The 14181-nt window shown below is 68.6% G+C and carries 12 protein-coding genes; 3 read left to right on the top strand and 9 right to left on the bottom strand.

The features are described 5' to 3' along the window. Positions 1–63 precede the first annotated feature (63 nt). The 7 genes from LRQ07_RS00855 to LRQ07_RS00825 form a co-directional block, all read right to left on the bottom strand. The gene (locus LRQ07_RS00855; RefSeq protein ID WP_256535543.1) at positions 64–1149 is read right to left on the bottom strand and encodes a tartrate dehydrogenase; all 1086 of its coding nucleotides are present in this window, start codon (positions 1147–1149) and stop codon (positions 64–66) included. Positions 1150–1271: 122 nt separating this feature from the next. Next, on the bottom strand, positions 1272–2270 hold the full coding sequence (locus LRQ07_RS00850) for an ABC transporter ATP-binding protein (protein ID WP_256535542.1): 999 nt from the start codon (positions 2268–2270) through the stop codon (positions 1272–1274). Then, positions 2267–3274 (bottom strand): ABC transporter ATP-binding protein, encoded by a 1008-nt coding sequence (locus LRQ07_RS00845; protein WP_256535541.1) that lies wholly within the window; start codon positions 3272–3274, stop codon positions 2267–2269. The genes LRQ07_RS00850 and LRQ07_RS00845 overlap by 4 nt, the downstream gene beginning before the upstream one ends. Next, entirely contained in the window at positions 3271–4173 is a 903-nt protein-coding gene (locus LRQ07_RS00840; protein WP_131492742.1) for an ABC transporter permease, read from the bottom strand. Before LRQ07_RS00840 ends, LRQ07_RS00845 begins: the two co-directional genes overlap by 4 nt. Next, a complete protein-coding gene (locus tag LRQ07_RS00835; protein WP_047523704.1) occupies positions 4170–5135 on the bottom strand; it encodes an ABC transporter permease in 966 nt (321 codons plus the stop codon). The genes LRQ07_RS00840 and LRQ07_RS00835 overlap by 4 nt, the downstream gene beginning before the upstream one ends. Before the next feature lie 43 nt (positions 5136–5178). Further along, a complete protein-coding gene (locus LRQ07_RS00830) occupies positions 5179–6879 on the bottom strand; it encodes an ABC transporter substrate-binding protein (RefSeq protein ID WP_134352688.1) in 1701 nt (566 codons plus the stop codon). Between the two features lie 119 nt (positions 6880–6998). Beyond that, positions 6999–8843 (bottom strand): alpha/beta hydrolase family protein, encoded by a 1845-nt coding sequence (locus LRQ07_RS00825; RefSeq protein ID WP_256535540.1) that lies wholly within the window; start codon positions 8841–8843, stop codon positions 6999–7001. 162 nt (positions 8844–9005) lie between these two features. Here LRQ07_RS00825 and LRQ07_RS00820 point away from each other — a divergent pair, with 162 nt between their 5' ends. After that, complete coding sequence (locus LRQ07_RS00820; RefSeq protein WP_131492748.1) at positions 9006–9722, top strand: TetR/AcrR family transcriptional regulator; 717 nt, start codon at positions 9006–9008, stop codon at positions 9720–9722. Between the two features lie 387 nt (positions 9723–10109). On the opposite strand, the gene LRQ07_RS00815 is transcribed toward LRQ07_RS00820, so the two are convergent. Both LRQ07_RS00815 and LRQ07_RS00810 read right to left on the bottom strand, forming a co-directional pair. Beyond that, positions 10110–11216 carry a M20 family metallopeptidase gene (locus LRQ07_RS00815; protein ID WP_256535539.1) on the bottom strand — a complete coding sequence of 369 codons (1107 nt, stop codon included), beginning with the start codon at positions 11214–11216 and terminating at the stop codon, positions 10110–10112. Continuing rightward, the gene (locus tag LRQ07_RS00810) at positions 11213–12088 is read right to left on the bottom strand and encodes an alpha/beta fold hydrolase (RefSeq protein ID WP_256535538.1); all 876 of its coding nucleotides are present in this window, start codon (positions 12086–12088) and stop codon (positions 11213–11215) included. Before LRQ07_RS00810 ends, LRQ07_RS00815 begins: the two co-directional genes overlap by 4 nt. Before the next feature lie 124 nt (positions 12089–12212). Between LRQ07_RS00810 and LRQ07_RS00805 the strand changes: the two genes are divergently transcribed. Together LRQ07_RS00805 and LRQ07_RS00800 are read left to right on the top strand one after the other, a co-directional pair. Further along, positions 12213–13100 (top strand): hypothetical protein, encoded by an 888-nt coding sequence (locus LRQ07_RS00805; protein WP_256535537.1) that lies wholly within the window; start codon positions 12213–12215, stop codon positions 13098–13100. Further along, the gene (locus LRQ07_RS00800) at positions 13097–13978 is read left to right on the top strand and encodes an SDR family NAD(P)-dependent oxidoreductase (RefSeq protein ID WP_256535536.1); all 882 of its coding nucleotides are present in this window, start codon (positions 13097–13099) and stop codon (positions 13976–13978) included. Before LRQ07_RS00805 ends, LRQ07_RS00800 begins: the two co-directional genes overlap by 4 nt. The last annotated feature ends 203 nt before the right edge of the window (positions 13979–14181 follow it).

Genomic DNA, 14181 nt, shown 5'->3' with positions numbered 1-14181 from the left:
CGTACTCCGAAAGGAACGATTCGTGAACGGCTGGTGTCGGCCGGTCGGCGTGCAGCGATCCGCTCAGACGGTGGCGACGGCCTCCGCGATCGCCGCACCCAACTCCGTCGTCGTGGCCGTGCCGCCGAGGTCCGGCGTGAACGGTGCCGCATCCGCGCCACGAGCCAGCACGTCTTCGATTCCGGCGAGCACGGCGGCTCCGGCCTCCGGATATCCGAGGTGGTCGAGCATCATCGCGCCGCACCAGATCTGGCCGATCGGGTTGGCGATGCCCTGGCCCGCGATGTCGGGCGCGGAGCCGTGCACCGGTTCGAAGAGGCTGGGGAAGACCCCTTCAGGGTTGATGTTGGCGCTCGGGGCGATGCCGATCGTGCCGGTGCAGGCGGGTCCGAGGTCGGACAGGATGTCGCCGAACAGGTTGCTGGCCACGACCACGTCGAACCAGTCGGGGTGCAGCACGAAGTTCGCGGTGAGGATGTCGATGTGGAACTGGTCGCGGCGCACGTCGGGGTAGTCGGCACCTACCGCGGCCACCCGCTCGTCCCAGTACGGCATCGAGATCGAGATGCCGTTGCTCTTGGTCGCCGAGGTCAGGTGCTTCGCCTCGCGGCGCTGCGCCAGGTCGTACGCGTAGCGCAGCACCCGGTCGACGCCGGTGCGGGTCATCACGGTCTCCTGCAGCACGAACTCACGGTCGGTGCCCTCGAACATGCGTCCGCCGATCGAGGAGTACTCACCCTCGGTGTTCTCGCGCACGACGTAGAAGTCGATGTCTCCGGGGGCGCGTCCGGCGAGCGGGGAGACCACCCCGGGCATGAGCCGGACCGGGCGCAGGTTCACGTACTGATCGAACGCCCGGCGGAACTGGATCAGGCTCCCCCACAGCGACACATGGTCGGGCACCACATCGGGCCAGCCGACCGCGCCGAAGAAGATCGCGTCGAATCCGCGCAGAGTCTCGAACCAGTCGTCCGGCAGCATCTGCCCGTGCTGTTGCCAGTACGCGGCACTCGCGAAGTCGAACTCCTCGAACTCGAGGGCGATGTCGAAGCGGGCGGCCGCGGTTCGCAGCACCCGCAGCCCCTCGGGCATGACCTCGGGGCCGATGCCGTCTCCGGCGATCACGGCGATGCGGTGTGTGGTCGTCATGGGTGGTTCCTTCCGGGACATCCCCCCTGCTCCGGGCGCGATATGTCACCTGATTCGGGCTTCTTGGGTGACATATCGCGACCGGAACACACGGGGAGGGGGGGTGAGAGGTGGGGGCGGGGTCAGAGGACGTCGCGCTCGGCGGGGTGGTGGCAGGCGACGCGATGGGTGGGGGCGGAGGTCAGAACCGTCGGCGCTTCGAGAACGGGCACGACCTCAGCGCAGATCTCGGTGGCCTTCCAACAGCGGGTGCGGAAGCGGCATCCGCTCGGGGGCGACACCGGGCTCGGCACGTCACCGGTGAGCACGATGCGCTCTCGCCCCCGCTCGGCTCGGGGATCGGGCACCGGGATGGCCGAAAGCAATGCCTGGGTGTACGGATGCAGCGGCCGCTCGTACAGCTCGTCGACGGGTCCTTCCTCGACGAGTCGGCCGAGGTACATGACCCCGACCCGGTCGCTCAGGTGCCGCACCACGGAGAGGTCGTGCGCGATGAAGAGGTACGTGAGCCCGAGGTCGCGCTGCAGATCGTCGAGCAGGTTGAGCACGCCCGCCTGCACGCTGACGTCGAGCGCACTGACCGGCTCGTCGAGCACGATCACCTCGGGTTCCACGGCGAGCGCCCTGGCGATGCCGATCCGCTGCCGTTGTCCGCCCGAGAACTCATGCGGGAACCGGTCGGCGTGCGCGGGGTCCAGCCCGACCTGCGCGAGGAGTTCTTCGACGCGGCGGTCGTGGTCCCCACGGTGCAGCCCGTGGATCACGAGCGGTTCGGTGAGGGTCGCCCGCACCGACTTGCGCGGGTTCAGCGAGGCGTACGGGTCTTGGAACACGAACTGCACGCGGCGACGCAGAGCCCGCAGGCGCGTCCCCTCGACCCGGGTGATGTCGTCCTCGCCGAGACGGATCGACCCGCCGTCGCTGGACTGCAGACGGGCGACGCTGCGTCCGAGGGACGACTTGCCGCATCCGGACTCGCCCACGAGGCCGAACGTCTGCCCGCCCGCGATCGACAGACTCACCTCCGACACGGCCTGCACCACATCACGGGTCCGACCGAACAGACCACCGCCGACGCGGTACTCCTTCACGAGGTCCTGAACGACCAGGCCAGTGCTCATGTGACGATCTCCTTCTGCCACTCGCCGACCCGCACGCAGGCGGCCGTGTGCTCTTCACCGACCGCGACCGGTTCGGGCACGGCCACGTCGCAGAGGCCGACCACGGCGTGGGCGCAGCGCGGTGCGAAGCGGCATCCGACCGGCCAGGCCGTCGCCACCGGGGGTTGCCCGGCGATCTGATAAAGCCGTTCGTCCCGCGACGCCCGCCGGTCGATGCGCGGCAGCGAGGCGAGCAGTCCCGCGGTGTACGGGTGCGCGGTCTCGTAGAACAGCGGGTCGACGTCGGCCGTCTCGACCAGCCCGCCCGCGTACATCACGAGCACGCGGTCGGCGGTGCCGGCGACGACCCCGAGGTCGTGCGTGATGAGCAGCACCGTGGTGCCGGTCCGGCGCTGGACCTCGCGCAGCACCTCGAGCACCTGCGCCTGCACCGTCACATCGAGCGCGGTCGTGGGCTCGTCCGCGATCAGCAGGTCGGGTTCGTTCGCGATGCTCATCGCGATCATGACGCGCTGCCGCATGCCGCCGGAGAACTCGTGCGGATAGCGGTCGACGCGCAGGTCGGGCGAGGGGATGCCGACCAGGTCGAGCAGCTCGACCGCCCTGGTCCTGCGCTCGGCCGCCGTCGACTCCGGCCGGTGCACGCGCACGGCCTCGATCAGCTGGTCCCCGACGCGCATGACGGGGTTGAGCGCGGTCAGGGCGTCCTGGAACACGATCGCGATGTCGTTGCCGCGGATCTCCCTGAACTCCTCATCCGAGAGCCCGACGAGCTCCTGTCCGCGGAAACGGATCGACCCGGTGACGACGGCCTTCTTCGGCAGCAGGCCCATGATCGCCATCGCGGTCATCGACTTGCCTGAGCCCGACTCCCCCACGATGCCGACCGTTTCGCCCTCGTGCAGCACGAAGGAGACTCCTTCGACCGCTTTGGCGAGCCCCGCATCGGTCGGGAAGCTGATCGACACGTCCTCGACCGCGAGGAGCACCTCCCGCCCGCTCACAGGTTCTTCCCCTGCGGGTCGAGCGCATCGCGCAGTCCGTCGCCGATGAAGTTCACGCACAGCACCGTCACGAGGATGAACAGTCCGGGGAAGTACAGCAGGTACACCTGGGGGGTTCCGACGTAGCCGGCGGCCTGGCTCAGCATCGAACCCCAGCTGGTCTGCGGCGGCTGCACCCCGAAGCCGAGGAAGCTGAGCGTCGACTCGGCGATGATCGAGGAGGCCACGGCCAGACTCATCGCGACGGCGATCACGCCCGCGAGGTTCGGAAGCAGGTGCGAGATGACGATGCGCGGGCCCGACGCGCCGATGCCCCTGGCCGCGTCGATGAAGTCCTTCTCCCGCAGCGAGAGCACCTGCGCGCGGACGACGCGGGCGATGTACGTCCACCCCAGCGCCGTGAGCGCGAACACGATCGTCGTGGGTGACGGCCCGAGCCCCTGCAGGATCACGGCGAGCAGCGCGATCGCCGGGACGATCAGGAACAGGTCGGTGATGCGCATGAGCAGTTCGCCGATCCAGCCGCCGACGTAGCCGGCGATCGCGCCGACCGCCGTGCCGACGAGCGTGGCGAGCAACGCCACCGCAAGCCCGATCGCGAGGGACACCTGACCGGCGAAGAGGATCTCGCTGAAGTAGTCGCGCCCGAGCTCGTCGGTTCCGAGCCAGTGCTCCGCCGACGGCGGCGTGGGTCCGAGGAGCAGGTCCTGCTGTCCCTGCGCATACGGCGCGATCAGACCGGCGCCGAAGCACGCGATCACCAGGACCACGAGGACGACCAGGCTCACGACGCCGAGCCGGTGCCGCAGGAAGCCCTTCAGCAGCTGGCGGGTGGGAGCCTTCTGCGGGTCCTGCTCGGTGAGCAGCTCCTCGCTTCCGGCGATGCCTGCACCACTCATGACAGCCTCACTCTCGGGTCGAGCACCGCGTAGGCGATGTCGGCGATCAGGTTGCTGAGGACCACCGCGACCGCGACCACGAGCATCCACGGCAGCAGCACGAACACGTCGCCGGCGACCAGCGACTGCAGGAACAGCCGCCCCATGCCGGGGATCGCGAAGATCTGCTCGGTCACGACGAGTCCGCCGATCAGGATCGCGGCATCCAGCGCCACGACCGTCACGAACGGCGCGAGGGAGTTGCGCACCGCATGCCGCCAGATGACCTGTCGTCGCGGGACGCCCTTGGCTCGTGCGGTGCGCACGTAGTCGCTCGACAGCGCATCGAGCATGGCCGCGCGCCCGAACCGGCTCCACGACGCGACGAGCGCGATCATCAGCGCGGCGACCGGCAGCACCAGATGGCGGATGTAGTCGAGCGCTCCGGTCTGCCCCGGGGAGTGCAACCCGATAAAGAACAGGGGCGGCTCGCTGAGCCCGAACTGCTCCTTCGGCCACACCGCGAAGGTCTGGATGAGGATCAGCCCGAACCAGAACGCCGGCATCGCGATACCGATGTACGAGGCTCCGGTGAGCAGGTTGTCGCCGAGCGAGTACTGCCGCACGGCCGAATAGACGCTCACGCCTCCGGCGATCAGCACGGCCACGACGAGCCCCCAGAACGCGAGCTGGAGCGTCGGCCACAACGCTTCGCCGATCAAGGGCAGCACGGGAGTGCCGGTGCGGGTGCTCACCCCCCAGTCGCCCGTCACCATCGCACGCAGCCAGAGGAAGTACTGCTCGGGGATGGAACGGTCGAGCCCCAACCGCTCGATCTCCCGGGCGATCGCCGTCGGATCCTGCGCCTGCCGGAGCTTCGCGAGCGGATCGAACGTCGAGCGCACGGCCCAGAACAGGATGAACGAGGCGACGAGGATCACCGGCACCGAGTACAGCACTCGCCGTGTGATGAAGGTGATCACGTCGTCGCCCCGTCCCTGTCCTGGCTCTCGAACCCGGTCGGCGTCAGCCGGCCAGACCCCATTCGGCGAGGTTCCAGAACGGACCCTCGACCGGGTTGATCTGCAGGGGGCCGCCGACCGTCTCGCTCCACAGCAGCACGTTCGGCACCGTGTCCAGCGGCAGCGACGGCACGTTCTCCGCGATCAACGCGTCCCCCTCGTGCGACGCCGCGATGCGGGCATCCGTGTCGATCTCGCTGTCGACCTGGCCGAGCAGGTCATCGAGACCCGGGATGTCGACGCGGTAGAAGTTGATGCCGGAGTAGCCGTTCGCCTCACTCGGGATGTTGACCGAGGAGAACGTCGAGCTGAGCGTGGGGTCCGGGAACGTGTCCACGAGAGCCCACAGGCCGGCCTGGAAGTCACCCTGCGGCGCGGTCGTGCCGAACAGGTCGGCGGGCGTCACCTGGTCGATCGTCATCTCGAACCCGGCATCCGCGAGCTGCGACTGCAACACCTGCACGGTCAGGTCGCGGCGCTTGTTGCCGGCGAGGGTCTTGACCGCGAAGGTGGCCGTCTCGCCGTCCTTCGCCCACACGTCGTCGGAGTTCTTCGACCACCCGTCGCCTTCCATCAGCTCGTCGACCTTGTCGAGGTCGAGCGTGTACCGCGAGAAGTCGTCGGCGGCGAACGGCGCGACCATCGGGGAGTTGAAGCTCTGCTGGGCTTCCTCGATGCCGAGGCTTCCGAACAGGCGCTTCACGATCGCGTCGCGGTCGATCGAGTACGCGAGCGCCTGACGCACCGCGACCGAGTCGAAGGGGGCGGCGGCGTTGTTCAGCCAGATCGCCTCGAGGTTGCCGCTGCGCGCATCGACCTGGGACCGGATGCCGGGCAGACCCGCCTCGATCTGGGTGAGCGCGTCGAGCTGCGGCGAGGGGTAGAGCGCGCTGACCTGACCGCTCTTGAGCGCCTGGAACGCCGCGGTGGTGTCGGGCAGGAACAGGAAGGTCACCCTGTCGAGGTGCGGCTTCTCACCCCAGTAGTTCTCGTTCGGCACGAGGGTGACCGAGGTGCCGCGGGTCCACTTCTCGATCTTCCAGGGGCCGCCGCTGAAGTCGTAGCCGTCGGTCATGAGTGCGGCGCGGTCCTGCCCTTCGAGCAGGTGCGACGGCATGATGCCGTAGACGCTGAACAGTGTGCGCCATCCGGCATACGCGGAGTCGAGCGTGACGACCGCGGTCTGCGGATCACTCGTGTCGACGGCGGTGATGCGGTCGTAGCCGGTCTTGTCGAAGATGTCGTCGCCGTCACGGATCTGCAGCGCGGTGTAGGCGAAGTCTGCCGAGGTGATGGGCTCGCCGTCCGACCACACCGCTTCGGGGTTGATCGAGTAGGTGATGGTCTGCGTGCCGTCGGCAGCGACCTCGGCCACCGGCTCCTCGGTGACGAGGTCGGAGGGGACGGGCACCCATTCCTCATCGACCTGGCGGGTCTGAAAGACGGCGGGCATGGTCGGCACCTGCATGACGTAGGTTCCCCAGATCGACCCGGCGCACGTGGCGATCCAGTCGGTGCAGTCGGGCTCCTGTTCGGCGCCGATCACGAGCTCGCCACCGTCGACGACGGCGACCTCGCTGGGTTCGGGCGTCGCGGACGACGGTGCGCAGGCGGCGAGGGAACCGACCAGCGCGGTGACGGTCAGCGCGGCGATGAGCACGCGGCGGGATGCGGGTACAGCGGTGCGAAGCAGTGATTTCGACATGGACGGATCTCCAGTGATCGTGCGACTGAGGGACAGTGCGAACGTGCTGTCGTGCGGGTATTGGTCCGACTCTAGGACTGACCGGAAAAGATAGCAAGCCTTTTAGTCAATGTTCGTGACTAGCGGCGAGATTCGTTATCCCAACGCTCGCCGGCGAGGGTCCGCAGGGCGAGTTCGTGCATGCGACGCTGGTCGTGCGCGGCACCCTTCAGACCCGTGGGCTCATGCCCGCCCTCGAAGATCTCGAGCACGGCGTCACCGCCGCGGGCGCGCAGGCGATCGACGTAGCCCTGCACTCCGATGACCGGGGTGCGAGTGTCGACGGAGCCCTGATTGACCCAGACGGAGGCCGTGACGTCGTCGAGGTAGGTGATGGCCGAGAAGCGTTCGACGAGCTCGGGCGGGACCCATGAACTCCACACCGTGCGCACCGCGGGGTTCATGGCCTCGATCGTCACCGACCAGTCGGCGACCGCCACGTGGGCGAAGCCACCGGCGAACAGCTCGGGGAGACGTCCGACACTGAGCAGCGTCATGTGCCCGCCGTAGGACGCCCCGGTGATGAACGTGGAAGCCGGGTCCGCGAGGCCCTGCCCGCGCAACCAGTCGATCGCCGCAGCGACATCCTCGATCTCCCGGTCGCCCCCGACATTCCAGAAGCCTTCGCGGAACGCACGCCCGAACGTCACCGAGCCGCGGTAGTTCAGCGACGCGTAGGCGAAGCCGGCATCCATCCAGGCCTGAGCGGACGGGTTGTAGTGATCGACGGCGACCAAGTTGGGTCCGCCGTGGATCTCGAGAACGGTGCCGATCGGTGCACGTCCTGCCGGACGCCCCGACCACAACTGCACCGCGGTACCGTCGGCGCTCGTGACGAGGGTCGACGTGAGCGGCTGCCCGGGAGGGACCTTCGCGGATGCGATGAGGGTCGCCTCGTGCCCGTCGGCGGAGACCTCGGTCACTCGCAGCGGCACGTCCCAACTCGAGCGCAGCGCTCGCACGGTGCCCCCCGGTGCGTAGTACGACGTCCAGTAGTACGGATGCAGGCTCGCGACGTCCGGCTCCGCGAAACTCCCTCCTTCGAGCACGGTCCGTGCCGTGCCGTCGGCTTCGTCGAGCTCCAGCAGCCGATGGATGCCGCCGTCGACGTGCAGCGCGAGCACCCGCCCGGCAGCGGCGTTCCAGTCGAGGGCGATCACCTCTCCGGCGAGGTGGGGCAGGTCGAAGTCGTGCCGCTCACCCGTGCGGACATGCCAGATGGCCGGACGCGAGAAACCGCTGCGCTCGGTGTTGAGGAGCAGGCGTTCATCCTCGGCCTCCGAGGAGAAGCCGACGGCACGGACCGGCCCGGCCGGCAGGTCGTCGAGCGTGGCGACGGGCGTGCCGCTCACGGCGTCGACCACCGTGATCAGCGGACGACGGATACCGGGGTTGTGGGCGGTCGTGTCGATCGAGACCAGCGAGGCGTCGGCCGACGGCAGACCGAACCAGGCCTCGACGGGGTGGGAGTAGACGACCTTCGGCTCACCCCACGGAGCCGCCGGGATCACCAGCACGTGGAAGCCGTCTTCATCGACGACGGTGGCCACCAGGGCGGAGCCGTCGTGCGACATCGTGAGGCCGCGCAGGACGTAGGGCTCGCGGCCGGGGGTCAGTGCGACGCGCTCACGACCGTCGAGCGAGGTGGCGACGAGGGTCCCGACCTCGGAGCCGCCGCCGTCGTCGAGGTCGACGATCCACCGTCCGTCGTTCGTGACGATCGCGCCCGTGCTGACTTCGAAGGGCAACGGCTCCCCCGGGGCGTCGGGTGCATGCCAGAGGCATCCGCGAGCACCGTCCGGATGATTCTCGATGACCAGGGCGAGGTCTTCCGCGCCCGAGGCGGGGCGCACGGTCATGAGGTACGGCACGGCGAAGCGCTCCTCGACCGCATCCGTCGTCGGCTCTTCCGGGCTCTGCAGCATCCTTGCTCCTTCTCACCTGGTCAATGACGTTGACTATAACACTGGCTAGTCGCTACGGGTAGTGCCCCGCCACCTTGTCGATGCCACTGACAGACACCGTGACGACGGTGAGGTACCGTGATCTCTGCGTGACCGATACGCGACGACGAACGGAGTGCCCCGATGGCGACACGGAAGGCCGCGGAACCGGCGAAGACGCCGACACGCGCCACGAGCTCGACCACCCGCCCACGCCGCGCCCGCGATTCCCTGAGCCGCGACATCATCGTCGCCGCCGCCGACCGGGTGGTCGAACGGGAGGGGCTCGACCGGCTCACCTTCCAGGCGATCGGCGAGGAGCTCGGCGCCCACCCGACCTCGATCTACCGGCACTTCCGCGACAAGGACGAGCTGCTCCTCGCCCTGATCGACACCCTCCGCGCCCGCTCCTACAGCGGCGGCCTGGTGGCGACCGACGACTGGCTCGACGACCTGCGACGGCAGGCGCACCTGATCCACGACCACTACATGCGCTACCCGGAGTTCGCGTTGCAGATGGCACTGCGCCGCCCGACCGACTTCTCGTCGATGGAGTTCTCGATCGGGGCTCTCCGCCGCGGCGGGTACGACCGTGAGCAGGCTGCGCTGTACGCTCGCGCGCTCGGGCAGCTGATCCGCTCGGCGTCCAGCATCCAGGCCGCCCTGACCGCTCTTCCCGCCGATGTCCAGGACTCCGACGAGCTCACCTGGCAGATGGACTTCCGCCGGCTCGACCCGGAAGAGTTCCCCGCGATCACCTGGGCCGGAGACACCCTTCCCGCCGTGCGCGATCCGCGTGCCTGGGAGACCGCCCTCGACCTGCTGCTGGAGAGCATCGAACGGCACGCTCCCGGGACCTGACACCCGAGCCCGTGTGCGCGCCTGGAGGGACACACGCCCTGAAGGAGACACGCGCCCCGAAGGAGAAAACACGTCCTGAAGGAGAACACACGCCCTGAAGGAGAACACACGCCCTGAAGGAGAACACACATCCCGAAGGAGAAGACACGTCCTGAAGGAGAAAACACGTCCCGAAGGAGAAGACACGTCCTGAAGGAGAACACACGTCCTGAAGGAGCGTTCTGGGCTAGGAATCCTTCATAGCGAGAGATCTCCTTCAGGATGAGAGAGCCCTTCGGCGCGAGCAGTCTCCTTCGGCGCGAGCAGTCTCCTTCGGCGCGAGCAGTCTCCTTCAGGATGAGAGAGCCCTTCGGCGCGAGCAGTCTCTTTCATAGCGAGAGATCTCCTTCAGGATGCGGGGGTGCGAGCGGATGACAGCTCGTCGAGCATGCCGGCGAGCAGGTCGATCCGCTCGATCATGGAGTCGATCGAGACCCACTCGTGGTCGGCGTGCGCCCCGGCACCGCGGGGTCCGAGACCATCGAGGGTGCGAGCACCGACGGCTGCCGTGAAGTTGCCGTCGGAAGCACCGCCGGCCGACACCGCCTCGACCTCCGGATGACCGAGCCGTTCGGCGACGAGCCGCGCGCAGGCCAGCAGGTCGACCGATGAACGCTCCTCCATCGGCGGACGGTTGATCCCGCCGCTGACCTCGACCCCCACTCCCTCGGTATGCGGGTCGAGGCCCTGCATCGCGGCATCCACCCGCTCGAGCTCGTCGAGCGTCCAGGCCCGGACGTCGACGCGCACCTCCGCGTGCTCCGGGATGACGTTCGTCGCGGTTCCCGCGTGGGCGACCGTGGGGCTGACCGTGGTGCCGCGCTCCTCGTCGGCGAGCTCGGGCAGCGCGAGCACGTGGTGCGCCAGCTCGATGAGGGCACTGCGCCCCTTCCACGGCTCGAGTCCGGCATGTGCCGCGCGCCCGGTGAGCGCGACGCGGTAGATGCTTCCGCCGCGGCGGGCGATCTTCAGCGCCCCGTCGAGGCTCGGCTCCAGCACCAGCACGGTGCCTGCGCGAGCGGCTTCGCGTTCGATGAGGGCGCGCGAGGTGAGCGAGCCGACCTCCTCGTCACTGGTGAGCAGCACCGCGACCTCACTGGGATGAGCGACGCGTTCGAGCGCCGCGGCCATGATCACGATGCCGGCCTTCATGTCGAAGACCCCCGGGCCGGTCGCGCGGTCGCCCTCGAGCCGGAACGGCCGGTGCCGGATGGTGCCCCGGGGGAACACGGTGTCGAGGTGCCCGAGCAACAGCACCGACGGCGCGGACCCCCCTCGCCACAGCAGATGCTCGACCCCGTCGACGCTCTCGATCTCGCCGCGCACCCCCAGCACGGGTTCGATCCAGGAGCGCACCAGAGCCTGCGCCTCGGCGAGCGCAGCGGCATCCCCGGTCGGCGTCTCGATGGACACGAGTGCGTCGAGGCGTTCGATCGCCTGGGTGCGGACGTTCATGCCGCGACCGCCTCGGCGAGGAAGACCCGGAGCGCGGCCGCCGTGGCCCGCGGCGCCTCTTCGGCGAGGTAGTGATCCGCGTCGATCGGAGCGCCGGTTACTGCGGGCGCGTAGGGAGCCCACGCCGCGCGCACATCGAAGTTGCGCCCCACGTAGCTGTGCTCTCCCCACAGCGCGAGCACGGGCACATCCACTCTGCGCCCTGCCGTGCGGTCTGCGCGGTCGTGGTCGAGGTCGATGCCCGCTGCCGCGCGGTAGTCGGCGCCGGATGCGTGGACGGTGTCGACGTCGAAACAGCGGAGGTACTCCGCGTAAGCATCGGGCAGCCGATCACCGTCATGTCGGCGTCCGGTGAAGCGGCTGCGCAGCCAGGTCTCGCGGTCGGCGGAGATGAGCGCTTCGGGCAGCCCGTCAGCGCGCGCGAGAAAGAACCAGTGGAAGTAGGCGGTCGCCATCTCGCGGTCGACGTTCTCGAACATGTGCAGCGTCGGCACGATGTCGAGCACGGCCAGCGCCGTCACGGCCTCCGGATGGTCGAGCGCCATCCGATGCCCGACCCGCCCGCCCCGGTCGTGGCCCACCACGGCGAAGCGTTCGAAGCCGAGCGTCCGCATCGCGAGGACCTGATCCGCCGCCATCTCACGCTTGGAGTAGCGCTCGCCGCGCGGCTTCGCCGAGTCGCCGTAGCCGCGCAGATCCGTTGCGACGACCGTATGTGTGGTGGAGAGCTCCGCCGCGACCTCCTCCCACATGGCCTTGGTCTCCGGATACCCATGCAGCAGCAGCACGGCGGGGCCCGATCCACGGACTTCTGCGGCGATGCCGATGCCGTCGCAGTCCAGCGTCATCGTCGTGCGGGAAGGGGTCATCATCGTCCAACTCTCCGGTTCCGGCTTTGCAAGTCAGTTGCGTTGACTATATCAATGACAAAGCCTTTGGAAACCCCTGCGCAGGAGAGAGGACGGCGACGACCGTGCGCAGTAGGCTGAACCCATCATGGAAGAGTTCATCCAGGGCTTCTGGAACTTCGCCGGCAACTACTGGTGGCTCATCTTCCCCATCATGGGAATGGCCGGCGGTGCGGCGAAGGCCTGGGAGCGCAACTCCAAGCGCCGTCACGAGCGCCGCCTGGAGACCCTTCGCATCAAGGCACAGCTGAAGACCGCCGAGATCGAGGCGCGCGCGCTCACCCAGCAGAACAAGCGCCGAGGACCCTCCGTCGTCGACACGACGGCATCCGTCGCCCCGAACGACCTGGTCGCGCGTCTGTTCGCCGAGCATGACGAGATCACCGCACGCTGGCTCGACTACGAGCTGGACGTGGCGAAGCTCATCGCGTTCCCCGCCATGAGCGACGGACGCCAGCCCCTGACCGCGGCGTTCCTCCGCGCGAAGAAGACCGCGGATGCCCTGCGACCGGCGTCCGCCGATGCGAAGGTGTCGGAGCAGCAGATCACCGAGTACCTGCAGGCCGTGGGCGATTACGCCGTCGCGTTCGAGATCGCCGAGAAGGATGCCCGGCGCCTCCGCGATTCGACCTTCACGGAGCCGGAGCGCAAACGCCTCGAGCGGGCGCAGCAACTGCTCAAGGTCGCCGTCGATGAGTCCGCGACACAAGCCGAGCGCAACGTCGCCTACAAGCGGGTGCGCGAAGAGCTCGACGGACTCATCCTGCTCTCCGAAGACGCGGTGACCGTGCTCGAGAAACAGGTCGCGCGGGAACTGCCGGCACACGCCACCGCTGCCCCGTCGCCTGCTGCCCCTGCCGAGAACACGCCCGAGCCGGAACCCGAGCCCGAGCCCGAGCCCGAGCCCGAGCGGATTCCCCGCGCCGACCCGCTGCGCCCCGCGCCGCCGCGCCCGAAACCGCGCGACGACGCATGACCCCGGACAACGATCGAGGCCCGTCCGCGGTTCCCGACACGTCGAAGACGATCGTCCTCACGGGGGCATCCGACGGTATCGGTGCCGAGGCCGCCCGCCAGCTCGCCGCCTCCGCCCATCGCCTCATCCTGGTGGGTCGGTCGGTCGAGAAGACCCGCGCGGTCGCCCAGGAGACGGGTGCTTCGTGGTTCACCGCCGACTTCGCGCGCCTCGACGACGTGAGGGAGCTGGCCGCGAAGATCACCGACGCCGTCGGTGAGGACGGCATCCACGTGCTGGCGAACAACGCCGGGGGCATCTTCGGCGACCAGACCCCCACGGCGGACGGCTTCGAGAAGACCATGCAGGTGAACCACCTGGCGCCGTTCCTGCTCACGAACCTGCTGCTCCCGCACGTGCGGAAGGTCGAAGGCGCGGTCATCAACACCTCCAGCATCGCGCACCGCCTGTTCGGCCACATCGACGTGGACGACCTCGACAACACCCGCCGCTTCAGCCCGAACAAGGCCTACGGCGATGCGAAGCTCGCGAACGTGCTGTTCGCCAAGAGTCTGCACGCGCGGTTCCACGCCGAGGGTCTGAGCGCGGTCGCCTTCCACCCCGGCACCGTGCGCACGAACTTCGCGTCCGAGTCGTCGAGCATCATGCGGCTGCTCTACCGCACGCCGCTCAAGCGCATCATGCTCATCGGTCCGGACAAAGGCGGCGCGACACTGCGCTGGTTCATCGAAGGCACTCCCGACGAGACCTGGTTCTCGGGCGCGTACTACGACGAACGTGTACTCACGACGAAGGTCAACCCCCAGGTGAACGACGCCGCCCTCGCCGAGTCCCTCTGGCAGCGCAGCGCCGAGCTCGTCGGACTCGACACTCCCTGACGCGCCTGACGCCCGCACGGTTCTCCTTCGAGGGGGTGCGGGATCGAAAACGCGCCTGCGGGGGCTCTCCCCGGTCCCTTTTTGATCCCGCACGCATGTTCCCAGGCGACAGGAGTATGCTGGCGCGTTGGGTCGCTCGACCCGAAGAGTCCCGAAAGGCGGTGATGGCGATGTCCGGTGATAGTTACGACGCCGCCTTCGCT

Origin of the sequence: Microbacterium sp. J1-1 (assembly GCF_024498615.1) — a bacterium.
Taxonomy (GTDB): domain Bacteria; phylum Actinomycetota; class Actinomycetes; order Actinomycetales; family Microbacteriaceae; genus Microbacterium; species Microbacterium aurugineum.
The sequence above is the reverse complement of the archived record's forward strand: the minus strand, read 5'-3'. Positions and strand labels throughout refer to the sequence as shown.